The organism is Bremerella cremea, from assembly GCF_039541315.1.
Taxonomy (GTDB): domain Bacteria; phylum Planctomycetota; class Planctomycetia; order Pirellulales; family Pirellulaceae; genus Bremerella; species Bremerella cremea.
Genome location: NZ_BAABFZ010000005.1, coordinates 756,523 through 774,699, shown reverse-complemented (window position 1 = coordinate 774,699; position 18,177 = coordinate 756,523). Strand labels below are relative to the sequence as shown.

General features: G+C 56.3%; 14 protein-coding genes. 9 read left to right on the top strand and 5 right to left on the bottom strand.

Translation table 11 applies throughout. The features are described 5' to 3' along the window. Positions 1-432: 432 nt before the first annotated feature. Positions 433-1,995 (bottom strand): cryptochrome/photolyase family protein, encoded by a 1,563-nt coding sequence (locus ABD890_RS20025; RefSeq protein WP_345093897.1) that lies wholly within the window; start codon positions 1,993-1,995, stop codon positions 433-435. Between the two features lie 219 nt (positions 1,996-2,214). Here ABD890_RS20025 and ABD890_RS20020 point away from each other — a divergent pair, with 219 nt between their 5' ends. After that, on the top strand, positions 2,215-3,054 hold the full coding sequence (locus tag ABD890_RS20020) for a hypothetical protein (protein WP_345093895.1): 840 nt from the start codon (positions 2,215-2,217) through the stop codon (positions 3,052-3,054). Between the two features lie 96 nt (positions 3,055-3,150). Next, positions 3,151-3,681, top strand: coding sequence for an opioid growth factor receptor-related protein (locus ABD890_RS20015; protein ID WP_345093893.1), 531 nt, complete (start codon positions 3,151-3,153; stop codon positions 3,679-3,681). Between the two features lie 4 nt (positions 3,682-3,685). Here ABD890_RS20015 and ABD890_RS20010 read toward each other — a convergent pair whose 3' ends face one another. Then, positions 3,686-4,732 carry an FAD:protein FMN transferase gene (locus ABD890_RS20010; RefSeq protein ID WP_345093891.1) on the bottom strand — a complete coding sequence of 349 codons (1,047 nt, stop codon included), beginning with the start codon at positions 4,730-4,732 and terminating at the stop codon, positions 3,686-3,688. 190 nt (positions 4,733-4,922) lie between these two features. Here ABD890_RS20010 and ABD890_RS20005 point away from each other — a divergent pair, with 190 nt between their 5' ends. The 7 genes from ABD890_RS20005 (at position 4,923) to ABD890_RS19975 (ending at position 14,845) form a co-directional block, all read left to right on the top strand. After that, positions 4,923-6,311 (top strand): Gfo/Idh/MocA family protein, encoded by a 1,389-nt coding sequence (locus tag ABD890_RS20005; RefSeq protein ID WP_345093889.1) that lies wholly within the window; start codon positions 4,923-4,925, stop codon positions 6,309-6,311. Positions 6,312-6,508: 197 nt separating this feature from the next. After that, a complete protein-coding gene (locus ABD890_RS20000; protein WP_345093887.1) occupies positions 6,509-8,296 on the top strand; it encodes a sensor histidine kinase in 1,788 nt (595 codons plus the stop codon). Between the two features lie 115 nt (positions 8,297-8,411). Then, a complete protein-coding gene (phoU, locus tag ABD890_RS19995; protein ID WP_345093885.1) occupies positions 8,412-9,101 on the top strand; it encodes a phosphate signaling complex protein PhoU in 690 nt (229 codons plus the stop codon). A 36-nt stretch (positions 9,102-9,137) separates the two neighbouring features. Then, entirely contained in the window at positions 9,138-9,899 is a 762-nt protein-coding gene (locus ABD890_RS19990) for a response regulator (RefSeq protein WP_345093884.1), read from the top strand. A 105-nt stretch (positions 9,900-10,004) separates the two neighbouring features. Further along, on the top strand, positions 10,005-10,409 hold the full coding sequence (locus ABD890_RS19985) for a hypothetical protein (protein WP_345093882.1): 405 nt from the start codon (positions 10,005-10,007) through the stop codon (positions 10,407-10,409). A 200-nt stretch (positions 10,410-10,609) separates the two neighbouring features. After that, positions 10,610-14,053 (top strand): pyruvate carboxylase, encoded by a 3,444-nt coding sequence (locus ABD890_RS19980; RefSeq protein WP_345093880.1) that lies wholly within the window; start codon positions 10,610-10,612, stop codon positions 14,051-14,053. Between the two features lie 3 nt (positions 14,054-14,056). Continuing rightward, a complete protein-coding gene (locus ABD890_RS19975; RefSeq protein WP_345093878.1) occupies positions 14,057-14,845 on the top strand; it encodes a biotin--[acetyl-CoA-carboxylase] ligase in 789 nt (262 codons plus the stop codon). A gap of 8 nt (positions 14,846-14,853) precedes the next feature. Here ABD890_RS19975 and ABD890_RS19970 read toward each other — a convergent pair whose 3' ends face one another. The 3 genes from ABD890_RS19970 to ABD890_RS19960 form a co-directional block, all read right to left on the bottom strand. Further along, complete coding sequence (locus ABD890_RS19970) at positions 14,854-15,660, bottom strand: TrmH family RNA methyltransferase (RefSeq protein WP_345093877.1); 807 nt, start codon at positions 15,658-15,660, stop codon at positions 14,854-14,856. A 127-nt stretch (positions 15,661-15,787) separates the two neighbouring features. After that, on the bottom strand, positions 15,788-16,339 hold the full coding sequence (locus ABD890_RS19965) for a hypothetical protein (protein ID WP_345093875.1): 552 nt from the start codon (positions 16,337-16,339) through the stop codon (positions 15,788-15,790). A gap of 100 nt (positions 16,340-16,439) precedes the next feature. Further along, positions 16,440-17,909, bottom strand: a complete 1,470-nt coding sequence (locus ABD890_RS19960) for an OprO/OprP family phosphate-selective porin (protein ID WP_345093874.1) — start codon at positions 17,907-17,909, stop codon at positions 16,440-16,442. Positions 17,910-18,177 lie beyond the last annotated feature (268 nt).

Sequence of the window (18,177 nt, the reverse complement as noted above, 5' to 3'; positions counted from 1 at the left end):
CTGGTGGAAATGATGCAAGACAAACGATTCTAGTCAATGAATAATGGATCCCTGTTGACGATAAGGGCCCCACATTCTTTTCGCCAACGAATTCTGCCCACCCATCATGCATTCAGGCCCGGAATTGTTCCAGGTCCTACTCCTTAATTTTTGTATCGCATGACTTGCGAGAAGCGGAATCCAACTGCCAGCGTGCAGATTGGTTCTGGTCGGAAAGCCACCTAAGCGAACCGACGAAATGCCATGGGCATACTTCTCGTTGTAAGCCAACCATATACCCACACCGAGGATACAAGCCTCGGTCGGTCCGTCTAAGGGGATGGGCCGGGGAACGAGTCGCTCGTTGTGGTTCGTTTCCCGGCTTCTTTTTCCGGCCAGATCGGATCGAAAGAAGTCACACCAGGCGGCTTGAAGGTGAAAGGGCTGGGATCGTTACGATTGCCAGACCTTGCGAAGATGATCGGCATGCTGGCGAATCGCTTCGATCTCGCCGTTGTCTCGTTTTCGTTCGATATGTTTCAACTGCAGCTTCATGCGTTGATTGTTTTGCAGTCGGTCGTAATGACGATCGAGGAAGTCCCAATAAAACGTTGTGATCGGGCACGCTTCGTCGCCCATCGCTTTCTTCGGATGGTATTTGCAGCCATGGCAAAAGTTACTCATTTTGTCGATGTAGTTTCCGGTCGAGCAGTACGGTTTCGTACCCACCACACCGCCGTCGCCATGCTGGCTCATGCCCAGCGTGTTGGGAAGCGAAACCCAGTCGACTGCGTCTAAATACATCGCCATGTGCCACCGGTGGAACTCGTACGGATGCATGCCGTACGTCATCGCCAGGTTGCCCAGCACCATCAAGCGATGAATATGATGCACGTAGCCATGTTCCAGCACGTGCTTCATCGACTGACCCACGCACCGCATCTCGGTCTGGCCTGACCAGAAGAACGACGGGATCGGTTGGTCGTGCTCGAAGTAATTCAGCTCGGCGTAATCTGGCATCCGCGTCCAATAGACGCCGCGAATAAACTCGCGCCAGCCGACGATCTGCCGCACGAAGCCCTCGACACTGGCCAACGGTGCCGAACCGTCTTGGTATGCTTTGACCGCCGCGGCCACGCAGTCGCGCGGATCGAGCAGCTTCAGGTTCATGCAGGTCGACAGACGCGAGTGATTTAAGAACGGCTCGTCGGTCCACATCGCGTCTTCAAAGCGACCAAAGTCAGGCAGGTGCCAGCGAACGAAGTCCGAGAGCATGCGACTCGCCTGACCAGGCGTCACCGGCAAGGCGAAGGAATCGAGGCTGCCGGGATGGTCTGGGTAACGAGCCTCGACCAGGGCAACCACCTCTTGCGTGATCTCGTCGTGCTGAAACGAAGTTGGATGGCCGATTTTACCGGGGCCATGCTTCGGGAACGATTCGCGATTGTCGTGATCGTAGTTCCAACTGCCACCGAAAGGCTTCCCATCGCGCATCAACAGGTCGTGCTTCTTTCGCATCTGCCGATAGAACGTTTCCATCAGCAGGGTCTTACGACCTTTGGCGAACTTATGGAATTCGTTGACCGTGCAATAGAAGTGCAGGTCGGGCAGGATCTCGAGCGGGATTTCATGTTCCGCGGCGATCTCTTCCAATACCTTCTTCACGCGAAAGTCGCCAGGCAACACTACGCGGATGGTCTCGGGGCGATCTTCTCGAATCGTTTGCGAGATAAGATCGCGAAACGACTTGCCGGAATCGTGTCGTCGGTCGGCTTGAAGCGGATGGTAGCGAACCGGTTTACCCGCCTCTTCCAGTTCTGCCCGGAAGTGTCTCATGGCAGAAAGGAAGAGGACGATCCGCTGCTTGTGGCTGGGAACGTACGAAATCTCTTCCTCGACTTCGGACATCCAAAGCTGATCCTGTTGGGGATCGTATCCGTCGAAGATGGCCGAGTTTCGATCGAGCTGATCGCCAAAGATGATCCGTAAATGCCGCAAGCGGGACGTCCTTTCCATGGGAAGCTATTTTAGCCAATAACCGCAGGCGAGATGCATTCGTAACTGCCTCCCAGGTCACGAATTAGGAACGATGTTCCCCGAATTCTACGACGCAGGCTATTTCCTCCGGACGGATTGTCTGCGTATGCTAGGGGAAACGGGAGCTTCTAACCCCCACCTCCCTCCCCGTTTCCTTCCGAGAAAATCTATCGGTGCCCTATGTGTAGATTCACCCTCATGGCGGTGTGGGGGGCGATCGTCTTCGCCAGTTCTTGCCCCACCTTGTATGCTCAGTTTGCTGCTTACGATCCGTACGCCCCAGCGGAAAAGGAAGAGCCCCCGATCAAAGCTGACGGATCGCTCAACTGGCCGACGTTCTATAAGTCGCAACTGGTTGAAGCTCGTTACGAAAACCTATGGAAAATGGGATCTTGCGGCGGAACCAACAAAAGGATCACGGTTCCCGTAGAAAAGAATAAGGTCGATGTGAATCGCCTGCCTGAGATTGCGGTTGAAGGTGAGGTCGTGCGTGTCGGCAGCGGCATGCTGTGGGTTCGCCAGACGAACGGAACCATCCGGACGATTGCCACCCATCCTGCTGGAGTTTCCGCTGTCGACGTTCATGGGGATGTCCTTGCCCGAAGCTTGCAGCCGGGGATGGTGGTTCGCATGGTGTCGTCAGTCGATCAAGTTGGACATGGCAAAGATGTGCTGACCGAACTGGACGTCGTGAGCGTTTCGCCTGGTTTCGAGCCTGAAGCCATCGAGCCGGAGCATCGCCAATCGATCGTTGCGGCCGTGGCTCGACTCCGCGGAGATCAATTGACGTTAAAGACGCCGGTTGGCAAACTGCATCGACTCGCGTTTTTGATCAACGACGATACAATCGCCCACCTGATGGTCAATAGCCTGGCCTACGCCGCTGTCGGCGATCATGTAACAGCGAAAGGCCGCGTGTACGAAGCTCAAGATCACGTTCACTGGGTGTTCGCCTCGGAAGTGAATGTGACCAAACCGGAACGAAAGCCTCGCGAAGCGACGAACGATATCCTCTCATCTTTAGAGAGTCTCGACTAAGTCGCTTGCGACGCAGAGAGAAGTGAAGCAGGACCACTCGAGTCGGCCATTGCGTCGACTCGAGTTCGACTTGTCGTTGGTAGTGGGGAGGTTGAGATGACCTCACGAGTTATCGAGTTTTATTGTCACGGCGGGTCTGACGCCAGCGGTCGGACGGCTCGGGACATGATTGCCATGAGCGATCACGAACTCGAAATGCATCACGATATTATTCAGTGGATGTTTCCGCTTCACGAAACATCGATGGTGAATCCTGGGGCACCGCTGATCGAAAAAGACTCAGCCCACGTGCTGCGTGAGAACATCGATGCCCAACTCTTGATGCGCGAGATGATCGTTCGTTTCGCTCGCTTTATGGGTTTCGAGCTGAACGAAGAGGGTCAGTTTGTTGCCGAGCCACTGTTGGCGGCGAATCGCAAGAATTGGCATACGCAGCTAAACCACAACCACCTGCGTGTGACCCGTGTGATCCGTAGTTTGCGTTTGTTTGGGTTCGATCAGTTGGCGAGTGCCTTCTTTCAGGCAGTCGCTGCATCGGCCCTGGATGCTCAGTGCATCGACAATCGCACGCTCGCCTTCTGGAACATGGCTTTGGAAGACGAAGTATTCGATTCCCTGCGAAAGTAGACTTCTACTCGGCTTCAGCCATGTGGGCTTTCAGCCAGGCACCTAAGTTTGGGCTGGTCCACGAAACCGGTTTCTCGTCGACCAGCACCTCCATCCAGGTCGCGACCGCGGGCTGCTTCTGCAAAGCTTCGCCGGCCTGATCTGGCCCCAGCACGGTCAGGGCCGACGCCCAAGCATCGGCGAGCGTGGCATTGGTCGCGAAGACCGTCACGGTCGCGCGATGCTCGACTCCATACCCGGTACGAGGATCGAGAATGTGGGAATAACGCTTGCCGTTGTGTTCCAGAAACTGATAGGCATCGCCTGAGGTTGCCACGGCGCCGTTTGCCAGATGGGAAACAAGAATCGGAGGATCTTTGGGGTTGAGGCCCGAGATGCCGACCTTCCAGCCAAGTTCGCCGCGCGGGGCATCGCTCGCAGCGATATCACCGCCAGCATCAACGAGCGCGCGGGTAATGCCATTCCTGGTCAGCGTGTTCAAGGCGGCGTCGATCGCATAACCCTTGGCGATGCCGCCCAGGTCGATCCGCATGTTGGCCACCCCAAGCGAAACGCTTTGCTGCTTTTCGTCCAGCGTCAGATGCTTCGCACCAACCGCCGGCCGGGCCGCTTCGATCCGCTCGGCATCGAATTCACTGCGACGTCGAAACCGACGCCACTCTTTGGTGAGTGGACCCAGCGTGACGTCGAACGCGCCGTGCGATTGTTGGTTGACCGATTGGGCTTCGACGAGGACGTTCCACAGATCATCACTCACCCGCTGGGGAGTGGTTGTCGGAGATTTTGCTGACAATTGAAGGACCTCGGAGTCACTCCGATAATCGCTACAAATCTGTTCGATCTCGCGTATCCGTTGGAAAGCCTCATTGGTGGCTTTTTGGAACTTCTCGACATCGTCGTAGTCGGCGACTATGCGGACGATTGTTCCCATGTGCGGTTGGGAGACCGAGAGAAGGGAAGACTCGGCAGCGATCGAGGTGGTTCCTGCCATGCCGAGATAGGCCAAAATGGCCCCCCAGACGAAGCAGTAATTTGAGAATGGTGACGGCATCTTCGCTCCCGATTTTCGGCCTTCAAGCTTGTGCAGAATATTGCGCAAGCCCTTATCTTACCTGGAAATAATTGAATTCGACTTGAGAATCCGGTATGCTTTAAGCTTACCCTCAAGGTAGGACGCACGTCTAATTTTTCCCACCTCGCCCCTATCTAATACTTTCACGCAGTACGGAGATTCTCCATCTATGGCTAAGAAAGATTCCAAGCAGCAATCTGACGCGACGCAGCCATCGCGCCGCGATTTCATTAAGACCGGTTCGTCGATGCTGGTAGCCGGCGGTGCGATCGCCGGTTCGCTGACGATCGCTCAAAGTGCCCACGCTTTTGGTAGCGATCAGATCAAGATCGGTCTCGTTGGTTGCGGTGGTCGTGGTACGGGTGCCGCCGATCAAGCGATGAACACCAAGGGCGACACCAAGCTGGTTGCCATGGGCGACGTTTTTGAAGATCGCCTGTCGCAGAGCCTCCGTTCGCTTTCGAGCCGTCACGCCAAGCAAGTTGACGTGCCAGCCGATCGTCAGTTTGTTGGTTTCGACGCCTACAAGAAGGTGATCGAATCGGATTGCGATCTGGTGATCCTGGCCACTTCGCCTGGTTTCCGTCCACTGCACTTCGAAACCGCCGTCGACGCTGGCAAGCACATCTTCATGGAAAAGCCAGTCGCGACCGACTCGCCTGGTATCCGCCGCGTGCTGGAAGCCAACAAGAAGGCCAAGGAAAAGAACTTGGCCGTGGCTGTCGGTCTGCAGCGTCACCACGAAAAGGCTTACATCGAAACGATCAATCGTCTGAAGGATGGCGCGATCGGCGACATCATCTTCTGCCGAGCCTACTGGAACTCGGGCGGCGTTTGGACTCGTAACCGTTCTGCCTCGCAGACGGAACTCGAATACCAAATGCGTAACTGGTATTACTTCAACTGGCTGTGTGGCGATCATATCGTCGAGCAGCACATCCACAACCTGGACGTGATCAACTGGCTGATGGATGGTCCACCAGAAACCGCCGAAGGTCAGGGTGGTCGTCAGGTTCGTAAGGGTGCCGATCATGGTGAAATCTACGATCACCACATGATCGAATACACCTACGCCAACGGCGTGAAGATGCTCAGCGCTTGCCGTCATATCCCAGGTTGCTGGAACAGCGTCTCGGAACATGCGCACGGCTCGAAGGGTTACGCCGACATCAGTGGCGGTAAGATTTACGACGCCAAGGGCAACCTGGCTTGGAGCTACGGCCAGGGTGGTCGTGGCGGTCACCAGGAAGAACATCACGACCTGTTCGCAGCGCTGCGAAATGGCGAACGTCCGAACGAAGGCGATAACGGTGCTCACAGCACCATGACCGCAATCTTCGGTCGTATGGCGACCTACTCGGGTGGTCACAGCGGCAAGGGTGGCAAGGTTCTTCGTTACGAAGACGCTTTGAACTCCGAAATTGCTCTGGCTGACTTCGACAAGCTGAACAGCATGGACGATGAAGCCCCAGTGAAGCCAAATCCAGAAGCAGTCAAGAAGCAGCTGGAACAATCGCCTTACGTCGTTCCGATGCCAGGCGAAACCATCACCATCTAAGGCTTGTTTTTCAACAAAGCCTAGCGATAAACGAAAGGGCGGGCCCACTTGGGTGCCGCCCTTTTTCGTGCGGTTTGCCGGAATTATGAACGGAACTTAACCAAAACGTGTCCCTTCCCGCGCTGGGCAGTCGGCGTGCGCGGCTTATCATACAAGATGGCAACTTTTTTGACACGGAAGATTGGTTTCAAGTCGCAATGGTCCGTTCACGAATCGGAACATACATTCTGCTGCTGGTCGTCTCGCTGAGCTTCATCACGTTACTCGCAATGACGTGGGCCGCGAGCGTCGAACAGCAACGCGCAGTCCGCCGCGAACGCATCCACAACTTGGAAACGGTTGTCGAGATGGTCAAGGCAGGCGTTTTGACCGAGGAAGATCCGCCCATCCAGGATGACGAGCAGCTGCAAAGCAGCGTCCGACGCTATGCGGCAGAAACGGGTGTCTACATTACTGTCATCAGCGACGGCGGCCGAGTGCTGGCCGATTCGCTGTATCCTCCACGGCGAATGGAAAATCAGCGGGAACTCAGCGAGTTCCGCGATGCCGACACCCGTACCTTTGGGTACGCCGAGCGCCTTCTGATCGATAAAGATGTCACCATGTTGATGGTGGCTCAAAGGGTTGTCCACGAAGGGCAGACCGTCGCTTTCGTTCGTGCCGGCTTGCCAAAAGATCAACTTGCCAGTTCGACCGGTACCGTTGCTGTGGTGCTGGGCATCATCGCCTTCGGAGCGATCGTGGTCGGGCTGTTTCTGACCCGCGCGGTTGAAACGAGAACGGTCGATCCGGTCGTCGAGCTGATCGACGCCTGCGACACGCTGGCCGAGAGTGGCGACCGCAAGCATTTGTGGAACTCGTCGAAGGATGAACTAGGCCAACTCGTTCGTCGTTTCCAGGCAATGGCGATCGCGGTTTCCGATCGGGAAAAAGCCTTGCGAGACCAGGCCAACCGAATCGAAACCGTGCTTGGCAGCATGGTCGAAGGGGTCTTGGCGGTCAGTGCCGATCGTGTCGTCTTGCTGGCAAATCAAGCGGTCCGCCGCCTCTTGGGGATTCGAGTGGAGAAGATCGAAGGTCGACCTTTGATCGAAATCACCCGGATCCGAGCGCTTGATCAATCGGTGCAGCAAGCCCTGACAACTGGCGAGCCTTGCTCGACGGAGTTCGAGGTCACGTCGCCGTTTCGCCGAGTGCTGAACATTCATGCCAACTGCTTGCCGGGTGATCCTTGCCCTGGCGTGGTGTTGGTGCTGCACGACATGACCGAGCTTCGCCGCCTCGAGAATCTCCGCCGCGAGTTCGTCGCAAATGTCTCGCACGAACTGAAGACTCCCTTGGCGGCGATTCGTGCCTACGCCGAGACCTTGGCAATGGGGGCCGTCAACGACGCCGAAAATCGTGATTACTTCCTCGGGCAGATCACCGATCAAAGCGATCGCCTGCACGATCTGATTATGGACATGCTGCAACTGGCCCGCGTGGAAGCAGGCCAGGAAGTGTTCGATATCACCGACGTCAATCTGGCTGACATCGCCCAGTGGAGCGTTGACTCGCTACGTGATAAGGCCGCCGCCAAGAAGATCCGGTTGGTGGTGGAATCGGCGGAAGATGACGAAGTCTATGTTCGAGCCGATGAGGAAGGCCTACGAACGATCGTTGGCAATCTGGTCGATAACGCGGTGAAGTACTCTGGCAAGCCAGGCGATGTGATCGTCCGTTGGAAAACCGAAGGGGATTTGGTCGCGTTCTCGGTCGAAGATCATGGGATTGGCATTCCGCAGGATGCCCAGGATCGCATCTTCGAGCGGTTCTTTCGCGTCGATAAAGCACGCTCCCGCGAAATGGGGGGGACAGGGTTAGGGCTTTCGATTGTTAAGCACTTGGCTAGTTCTTTCGGGGGTAGTGTTGAGCTCGATAGCGAGCTAGAAGTGGGGTCTGTCTTCACAGTTCGGCTGAAAAGAAGCCGAGTTCTTACAAATTAACAATTGTGTTTACATTGTCTTAATAATCGAGCGTTAACATTAGGTTCATCGAAAACACCTGATTCGGCCTGGGAGCAGACCCAAATCCCAGGCAGCGCCCGAGATTTAAGACCCTATGCCTCTTCACCTGCAACGCGACCTGGATCACCTCCATCACGAGGTGCTGTCGTTGTCTGGCGTGGTGGAAGAGATGCTCGAAAAGGCGACCCGGGCCCTCTTTGAACGCAACGCACATATCGCCGACGAGGTAATCCGGTTCGATATCATCGTCGACGAGCGGGAAGTTCAGATCGAGGAAGAATGTCTGAAGGCCCTCGCCTTACACCAGCCGGTGGCGGTCGACCTGCGTCGCATTGCAACCGTTTTGAAGGTGAACAACGACCTCGAGCGGATGGCCGACCTGACCGTCAACCTGGCGGAGCGGGCCAAGTCGGTCATCGAGTTCCCCACGTTTGTCATTCCACCGCGGCTTGCTCGCATGGTCGATCTGACCAAGCAAATGGTGACCGACGTTCTCGACTCGTTCGTCAACATGGATAGCGTTGCCGCGACTCGTGTCGGCGGAATGGACGCCCAGGTCGATCGGATGAACTGCGAAGTCATCGAAGAGCTGCAGAAAGTCATGCGGGAACGTCCCGACCAGGTGGTGCCGGCCCTGCATTGCTTCTCGGCCAGTCGCCACATTGAACGAATTTCCGATCACGCGGTGAATATCGCGGACGACGTAATTTACATGGTAGATGGAGTCATCGTTCGTCATCGGTTTACCAATGGTGGCGAAGTCGGCTCTTCCAGTCATTCCTAGAACTCCCCGTTCTGTATTAGCAATTGGACCTACGAAATGGCCCGAATGAAGATTCTGATTGTCGAAGACGACCGAGCACTTGCCGACGTGTTGGCTTACAACGTTCGCCAGGCTGGCTACGAAGTGCTTTCGGCTTACGATGGTCAGGATGGTTTGACCCAGGCTCAAGTGAAGACGCCGGACATGGTGATCTTGGACCTGATGTTGCCGGTTGTCGACGGTTTGGAAGTGTGCCGCCGCCTGCGTGCCGATCCAGCGACCAAAGACATCATGGTGCTGATGCTGACCGCCAAGGCGGAAGAGTCCGATCAGTTGATCGGTTTCTCGCTCGGTGCTGATGATTACGTCACCAAGCCTTTCAGCGTGAAGGTGCTGCTGGAACGCATCAAAGCTCTTGAACGTCGTCGTCGTGGGACCGAAACGGCAACCACCGACGTGGTCGCCAGTCAGGGTGTGACGATCGATCGTCGGCGCCACCGTGCCACCGTCCATGGCAAGCCACTGCAGCTGACCCGCAGCGAATTTCGCTTGCTCGAAACGCTGACTCGCCAGCCTGGCCGCGTGTTTGATCGATCGGAATTGATCGATGCCGCTTTGGGCGAAGACACCGTCGTGATGGAACGCACCATCGACGTTCACGTACGAGCCCTTCGCCGCAAGATGGCCGAGTTCGCCGACCTTATCGAAACGGTTCGTGGCGTAGGCTATCGCTTCCGCGACCCAGGGGCCGCCCCCAGCAGCGATGCGGATATCGACGACGAAGACTTCGCCGAGTCGACCAATATCTCGCGGATGTAATTTGGTAGACGCATCCCAATTGGATCGCTATAACCAGCAAGAGAACGGGTGAGCCAACTCGTTCTCTTTTTTATGCGCTGTCCGGTTGCAGTTGGGAAGGTTACCGTGAAGGAAGTTCAGTCAATCATCGACCGGATTAACTCCGACCAACTTTTAATTCCGGCCACGTTCGAGGCTGACCTCGACGCGAAACTCGATTATCGCGATACGGCTCCCTTCGATAGTGCTTGGACTGCGGCCTCAAAAAAGCTTCCTGAAGCGAATGTCCCCGCGGCGTTCAAAGGCCTCCAGGCAGAGATCCGTAAAGCAGCCTTCTTAAAAACATTGCAGCTGACCGAGTCGCCTGAGTTGGCTGGATATGTTTCGGACGACTTCGGGCTGATCGCTTCATCGCTGCTGTTGAACATCAGTGACGATTGGGTCAATGGACTCTGGAACGAGTACGCCGCCGGAAGGTTCCCTGCAGACGAGTTGATCCCGGTGCCGGGCAAGCTTGGCGAGCTCGTGTAGTCGCCGATCGATCAACGCACGAATCGTCCGCATAATCGCTGTATGCTATCACTTCGCATGTCGGATTAGATCAAATTGTTGTCTGACTTACGCTCGTTTATTTCGCCTAGGATTTGATATACTGGCTGGCTTTCCCCCACTGCACCTCTCCCGTCTGGCTTCCCCGTCCCTGGGCAGTCGCGAATTCTATACGGCCGACTATGAAAAAGATCACCAAGCTTCTGGCAGCCAATCGTAGTGAAATCGCCATCCGCATCTTCCGTAGTGCCCACGAACTCGGAATTCGGACGGTCGCCATGTATTCGTACGAAGATCGTTTCGCGCTGCATCGCTTCAAAGCGGACGAAGCGTACTTGATCGGAACCGAAGGCGAACCGGTTCGGGCCTACCTTGATATCCCTGGCGTGATTCGGCTGTGCAAAGAGCATGGGATCGATGCGATTCATCCTGGCTACGGGTTCATGTCCGAGAACCCCGACCTGGCAGACGCATGCGAGAAGAATGGCATTGTCTTCGTCGGCCCGTCGAAGCGTTGCCTGGAAATGTTAGGTGATAAGACGGCAGCTCGAAACGTCGCCAAACAAGCAGGCGTGCCGATCCTGGGTGGTAGCGACGCGGCGATTGAAAACGTCGATGCCGGACGCCAACTGGCCGAGAAGATGGGCTTCCCGATCATCCTAAAGGCGGCCAAAGGTGGCGGTGGCCGTGGGATGCGTGTCGTTCGGTCTTCGGAAGAGTTTGATGGCTCGTTCAAAGAAGCCCAACGCGAATCGCTCAATGCGTTCGGCAGCCCGGACATCTTCATCGAGAAGTTTATCGAGCATGCTCGGCATATCGAAGTGCAGTTGCTGGGGGACAAGGATGGCAACCTGGTCCATCTGTACGAACGCGATTGCAGCGTGCAGCGTCGTCACCAGAAGGTGGTCGAAATCGCCCCGGCCCCACTGCTCGACCCCAAGACTCGTCAAGGCTTGTGCGATGCTGCCGTCGCCATTGGTAAGGCGGTCGATTACTATGCCGCCGGAACGGTTGAGTTTCTGGTCGATGCGGTAACCGGCGAATACTACTTCATCGAAGTCAATCCGCGCATCCAGGTCGAACATACAGTGACCGAAGAGATCACCGGCGTCGACCTGGTGAAGTCGCAGATCCTGGTCGCTCAGGGCGAATCGCTCGAGCATCCTGAAATTGGAATCCCAGATCAATCGGCGATCACGCCGTTCGGCTTTGCTTTGCAGTGCCGCGTTACGACGGAAGACCCATCCAACAAGTTCATGCCTGACTATGGCCGCGTGACGCATTATCGCAGCGGCGCTGGCATGGGCGTCCGTCTCGATGCGGGCAGTGCGTTCAGCGGTGCGGTCGTGCATCCGTATTACGATTCGCTGCTGGTGAAGGTGACGGCCCGTGGCCGCCGCTTTGTTGATGCCTCGCGTCGTATGGAACGCGTCCTGCAAGAGTTTCGCGTTCGTGGCGTGAAGACCAACATTCCGTTTCTCATTCGCTTGATGAAGCATCCGACGTTTGTCGAAGGAAAGTGCACGACTCGCTTCATTGACGAAACACCTGACTTGATGCAGTTCATCCCGCGAAAAGACCGGGCCACGAAGCTGCTGAAGTACCTGGGCGAAATCGCCGTCAACGGCAACTCGCTGGTGAAAGATCGTGCCGTTTCCAAGCGTCGCGATCCGGCTCCGACGCCGCACGTCGATGAAGATGCAAAGCTGCCGCAAGGCTCGCGCGATCGCTTCAAAGAACTGGGGGTGACGAAGTTCGCCGAGTGGGTTCGCGATCAGAAAGAACTGCTCTTCACCGATACCACGTTCCGCGACGCGCATCAAAGCTTGCTGGCGACCCGTGTGCGGACATCCGATTTGCTGAATATCTGCCCGGCGTACGCTCACAACTGTGCGAATATGTTCTCCCTCGAAATGTGGGGCGGGGCGACCTTCGATACGACGATGCGTTTCCTCAAAGAATCGCCGTGGCAACGATTGGCCGATATGCGCGAGGCGGTGCCAAACATTTTGTTCCAGATGCTGCTGCGAGCCTCGAACGCCGTCGGCTACACCAACTACCCGGATAACGTCGTCAAAGCATTCGTCGAAGAAGCCTCCCAGGCCGGGATGGATATCTTCCGCGTGTTCGATGCCTTGAACTGGGTGCCGAACATGAAAGTGGCGATGGACGCCGTGATCGAATCTGGCGGCATCTGCGAAGCTTCGATCTGTTACACCGGCGACATCAGCAATCCGAAACGCGACAAGTACAACCTGAAGTACTACGTCGATCTGGCCAAGCAGTTGGAATCGATGGGGGCCCACTTCCTGGCAATTAAAGACATGGCAGGGCTCTGTAAGCCGAAGGCGGCTCGCAAACTAATCGAGACCCTCCGGCAAGAGATTGGATTGCCGATCCACTTCCACACGCACGATACCGCTGGGATTCAGGCCGCGTCGATTCTGGAGGGCTCCGAAGTGGGACTCGACATCGCCGACGCCGCGATGGCTCCGCTTTCCGGCGGAACGTCGCAGCCAAACTTGAACACCGTGGTCGAAATGCTGCGAGGAACGCCGCAGGAAAGCAGTCTCGGGACGAAGCAAATCGACGAAGTCGCGGAATACTGGCGATCGGTTCGCGAGTTCTACACGCCGTTTGAAAGCACCGTGCTGCCAGCGACCGCTGACCTGTATCGGCACGAGATGCCCGGCGGTCAGTACACCAACCTTTTCCAGCAGGCCCACGCCCTGGGGCTTTCGGATCAATGGTCCGAGATCTGCGAGATCTATGCCCAGGTCAACGAGATGCTGGGAGACATCGTGAAGGTAACGCCAACCTCGAAGGCGGTTGGCGACATGGCTTTGTTTATGGTGGCCAATGAACTGACGCCTGCGGACGTGTTGAACCCGGAACGCGAACTGGCGTTCCCCGCTTCGGTGAAAGACCTGCTTGGGGGACGCATGGGCCAACCACCAGGCGGTTTCCCGGAAGCACTGCAGAAGCGAGTGATGCGCGACGAAACCATCCTGACTTCGCGCCCTGGCGAAAGCTTCGCTCCCGCCGACTTTGAAGATGCGACGGCGAAGGTCGAGAAGATGCTCGGCCGGGCCCCAAAGCGGAACGAAGTCGTATCGTACTTGCTCTATCCGAAAGTGTATGAAGACTTCGCCAAGCATCAGGTTGCCTTCGGCGATACCAGTCGGCTGCCGACGCCGGTCTTCTTTTACGGACAAGAACCCGGCGAAGAGCTGGCGTTTGATATCGAAAAGGGAAAGACGCTAATCGTGAAGTTCCTGACGATCAGCGATCCGCACCCCGACGGTTCGCGCGTGGTGTTCTTCGAGCTGAACGGTCAGCCGCGCGAGATCAGCATCATTGACCAGAACCTTGAATCGGACGTGCCAAAACGACAGAAGGCCGATCCAGGCGATCCGAAGCAGATTGGTTCGTCGATGCCTGGCATGGTGGTGACGATCGCGGTCGAGCCTGGCGAGAAGGTTGCCAAGGGGCAGAAACTGCTGTCGCTGGAAGCGATGAAAATGGAAACCACCGTCTACGCGGAAGTCGAAGGGACGGTCGAGCAGGTCCTGGTCAAGCCAGGCAGCCAGGTCGAAACAGGCGACTTGATGGTCAAGTTGGCGTAACCGATGCGTGCCTGGTTTCCTGAAATTGCCCAGCAAGAGCTCCTGCGGGAAGCGAACCTGAAGACCGTCGACGTTTTTGACGAGATCACGTCGACCAACGACCATGCGCTCGCGAGCATTGAACACTACACCGACCACTTGCCAGCGTTGATCGTGGCTCGCTCGCAAACCAAGGGCAGGGGACGGGGCACGCGTAGCTGGTTCGCTGCCGATGGGGCTTTGACGTTTTCGCTCTTGATGGGCGAGGCCGATATCCCGATTGCTCCGTTGGCGTGGCATCGCTGCTCGATCGTTGCCGGTGTCGCCATGTGTCAGACGCTGGAGCAATATGCCGACGGCGACATGGTGCAGGTCAAATGGCCAAACGATGTCTATCTCGCGGGACGCAAAGTGTGTGGAATCCTCGTCGAAAAACGCGAGCAAGGACGTCCTTATCTGTGCGTCGGGATTGGCGTGAACGTCAACAACTCGCTCGAACAAGCACCCTTCGATGTCCAGCAGCGAGCGATCGCCCTGACCGATGTGACGCATCATCAGCACTTTCTGCCAGAGGTTCTGCTAGAGTTTCTGAAACGGTTTCGGTCGCTCTGTTCAGAGAACGCCGAGTCGTTCGCCAGCGTGTTGCCGTATTGGCGTTCACACTGTCTATTGACAGGTCGCCAGGTCGAGATGCAGCAAGGGGAACGCACCTTTGTCGGAGAGTGTCACGGTATCGATGCCGAGGGAGCATTGCTCCTGGAAACTTCGTCGGGACGACGTGCACTGGTTTCCGGTGAGATTGTCCGCTGGTAGTCGCGTCGCTATTGCATATGGCAGAAGTGGTATAAGAAGATACCGCTCGCCATCGCCACGTTTAGCGAATCGCTGCCACGCTGCATTGGAATGGTGATCTGATGGGTGCAGTGAGCCAGCGTATCGGCCTCGAGTCCGTAGCCTTCATTGCCCATCAAGATGATGCTTCGATCGGCTCGCTTGACCTGAGATAGGGGCGTGGCGGAATCAGAGAGAACGGTCGCGAAGGTTTCGAAGCCTTGCGACTGAAGCTGTTTCAGGTCGGCCGCGAAGTCTTGCGATTCGACGATCGGAATCTTAAATGCGTGCCCGGTCGAAACGCGTAAGCTCCGTTTGGCAAACGGATCGGCACAGCCCTCATCTAAAAGGATTGCATCCGCACCGAAGGCGCACGCCGCCCGGATAATGGCGCCGATGTTCTCGAAGTCGCCAATCTTTGATGCAGCAAGCACGGTCGAGGTGGCCGGGACTTCGTCGGGGAAGACGCTGGCGATCTCGTGACGCGGAGGTCGCTGCCCACAGGCCAAGATACCTCGATGGAAGTTGTACCCGACCAATTCTTTGATATCGGATCGACTGAGGACGTAGATCGGAAACTGCCCCTGACGTTGAGCGGGGAGTTCCGGGATCTTGCTGGCATCATCGACCACCAGCGACTCAATCGGAAAGGGGCTATCCAGCAAACGCTGGACAAGAAACTGACTTTCCGCGATGAAATACCCGTCGCGCATATGAGCTTTTCGCTCGAACTCGCGTTGGTAGCGAATGAGCTGCGGGTCTTGCGGGGAATCGATATAGATGATGTTCTCGGCCATAGCGAACGATTTTAGCTCGAGATTTCGTTCGGCCAAAGTGGCCCCGGTTCGAACGTAAAAAGCCCTTGGAGTAGGGAAGCTCCAAGGGCTTGATCGGAATTCCTGATCAAGTCGGAGAGAGACTCGTTTACAGGCCAGTCGCGAAGTACGTGGTTTGTTCGATCACAACTGGCGGCATCGGAGGAACCTCGGAAGGTGATTTTTCCTGATGGTTCATTTCTGGCAGCGGCATTGGGGCTTCGGTCGGAGCCGGGGCTGTACCATCGGTGGCGAAGCTTCCACAGGCAGGAATGCCGCAGGCACCACCACAATTGTTGCCGCATCCGCAACCGGCAGGGCCGCACGCACCAGGACCGCAATTGCAGCCCGAGTCGACAACGTTCCATTTGACTTCGCAGTCAGGGCACTTGTATTCAAACTTGGTCAACTGCTTGACCGAGCGAACACGACCACATTTCAGCGGCGTGCAGCAGTCTTCCCAAGGGAAGCGAACGGCCGGGATACAAATGTCTTTGCACTTGTCGGCGTAGCAGTTGTGCTTCGTTTCAGTCTGCTTTACTTCAGGCGAGCAGGTCTTGCCGTACGACGAGCAGCAGGTCGGAACGCAGCACTTCGTCGTACAGCACCCGCTGCCGTACATCAGCAGACCAAGGCCGAGAATGGCGAGGTAACGGTTCATGGAGATCTCTCCGTATTTGGTTTATTGACTGGTTGTTATCAGGGTGAATGCCTGAGCCACGATCGGCATCAGGCAAGAAGGTTCGCATCCGCGTCGCGGTTTAGAAGTCGACCATGAATCGCAGGCCGAACATGTCGTACCAACCGGCGTCCGAAGGAGCACCAGCGATCACGCGGTCCGAGATACGACCATTGATGTAGTTGAACTGAACGCGAGCGTTCGGATTCCACCACCAGTTGACGCCCAGCGTGGCACTTTCGCCAACACCGCCGAAGACATCGGCATCGCTGAAGTCGCCATACGAATAGCGAGCAGCAACCTGCCAGGCACCCCAACCGTAGCTGCGGCAGCCATCACAGCGATTGACCAGCCAGAAGTTCTCGAACGGCTTGGTGCGACCCAGCGTGCCGGAGTCACGTTCCCAAGGCGTCGATTCGCCAGTCAGCCAGTAAGCAGCATAGACATAGCCACCACCAAAGTTGACGTCCGGAGCAGCCGAGCGATTGGCGTGAACCGTTTGGTATTCACCGACCAGCGAGAAGGCGCCGATGTTCAGCACACCTTCCAGGCCGACCAGTTGATAGTTCGAGGCACCCAGCGAGCCAGTGTCCAACCACTTTTCGCTGGTACGCGATTCTGGACGGGTGGTGAAGCGATCGTCGCCGCCGCTGCCAGGGAAGGCAGCCGAACCTGAGATCGCCCAGTGAGCATAACCACGGCCACCGGAAGTTTCGTCGTACCAGATCGTGTTGGCCAGACGGCCAGCGATTTCTGACTGGTAGTTGTCATCGTACTGGTGACCGACTTTCGCCAGGTCGTCCATCAGGAAGTAACCGTAACGCCAGTTCCACGATTCGTTTTCCGAAACGCCGTACGACTGCAGACCGATACGTCGAGCATCCTGGTTGAACGCTTCGATCACGAACGGACGTTCCATGAAGACGTTGTAACGGCTGGAGTTCAAGTGATCCAAACCGTAAGGACGCTTCTGATTACCGAGCAGCACGGTTTGCAGAAATGGCAGCTGTGTCCAACCGAGATAGGCATCTTTGAATGCCAGGTTCGCGGGATCGGCGAACTCCATCTCGATTTTATAGTTCATGTTTTCCCAGACATCGCCACCGACACCAAATCGCAAACGGCGGAAACCGATGAAGTCGTCAGGACCATCGTTGGGGTTTCCGGTTTCGATGTAGTTCGGCAGGGCCGATTCATCGGGGAAGTTCCAATAGTCGAAGTGCACACGGCCAGACCACTTCTGGGTTGGCTTGGCGATCAGATCGACCTCCTTGCAAGCTTCTTCCGCCTTCTCGGCTTCCAGAGCTTCGACGCGTTCCAGAAGGTTGTAGTAGGAAGCAGCCGAGATGTCGTCCACCTGGGGAAGGGCCTGGGGAACGTCAGGGGCCGCATACGATTGCGGTGGCTGCGAATACATCGACTGGTATTGCGTTGCCGAATCGGCGTAGTTGCTATTGGGCGCGTTATAGAAAGGTTCTTGGGAGTAGCCCAAAGCAGGGACTAATGCGCCCAAACAGATTCCAAGGGCGCGAAACGTCCAGCTCGTTTTCATCGTGCGGTTTCCATACTTCACGAATGTCGCTCATCCTGAGCAGAAATGACCAATGCCGTTAGTTGCGATAATCGGAACGGGTCTTACGAGCGTCAGATCGATTTCAAACAGTGCGCAAGAATCAAAAATCACGGCAGAATTGGCAGATGCCGAGCAACGCGCACAATCAGAAAGACTTGCCCAAGCCATAGAGGCTGAACGGAAATCCGGTGCAACCCTAATAAGTGGTGCTAGCAATAGGTTGGGTGCAACCGTTGCCCACAGAAAA

Bases quoted from the DNA above. Each gene is read 5' to 3' on its own strand.
- ABD890_RS20025 (WP_345093897.1), bottom strand. From the start codon at position 1,995: ATGGAAAGGACGTCCCGCTTGCGGCATTTACGGATCATCTTTGGCGAT.
- ABD890_RS20020 (WP_345093895.1), top strand. From the start codon at position 2,215: ATGGCGGTGTGGGGGGCGATCGTCTTCGCCAGTTCTTGCCCCACCTTG.
- ABD890_RS20015 (WP_345093893.1), top strand. From the start codon at position 3,151: ATGACCTCACGAGTTATCGAGTTTTATTGTCACGGCGGGTCTGACGCC.
- ABD890_RS20010 (WP_345093891.1), bottom strand. From the start codon at position 4,732: ATGCCGTCACCATTCTCAAATTACTGCTTCGTCTGGGGGGCCATTTTG.
- ABD890_RS20005 (WP_345093889.1), top strand. From the start codon at position 4,923: ATGGCTAAGAAAGATTCCAAGCAGCAATCTGACGCGACGCAGCCATCG.
- ABD890_RS20000 (WP_345093887.1), top strand. From the start codon at position 6,509: ATGGTCCGTTCACGAATCGGAACATACATTCTGCTGCTGGTCGTCTCG.
- phoU (WP_345093885.1), top strand. From the start codon at position 8,412: ATGCCTCTTCACCTGCAACGCGACCTGGATCACCTCCATCACGAGGTG.
- ABD890_RS19990 (WP_345093884.1), top strand. From the start codon at position 9,138: ATGGCCCGAATGAAGATTCTGATTGTCGAAGACGACCGAGCACTTGCC.
- ABD890_RS19980 (WP_345093880.1), top strand. From the start codon at position 10,610: ATGAAAAAGATCACCAAGCTTCTGGCAGCCAATCGTAGTGAAATCGCC.
- ABD890_RS19975 (WP_345093878.1), top strand. From the start codon at position 14,057: ATGCGTGCCTGGTTTCCTGAAATTGCCCAGCAAGAGCTCCTGCGGGAA.
- ABD890_RS19970 (WP_345093877.1), bottom strand. From the start codon at position 15,660: ATGGCCGAGAACATCATCTATATCGATTCCCCGCAAGACCCGCAGCTC.
- ABD890_RS19965 (WP_345093875.1), bottom strand. From the start codon at position 16,339: ATGAACCGTTACCTCGCCATTCTCGGCCTTGGTCTGCTGATGTACGGC.
- ABD890_RS19960 (WP_345093874.1), bottom strand. From the start codon at position 17,909: ATGAAAACGAGCTGGACGTTTCGCGCCCTTGGAATCTGTTTGGGCGCA.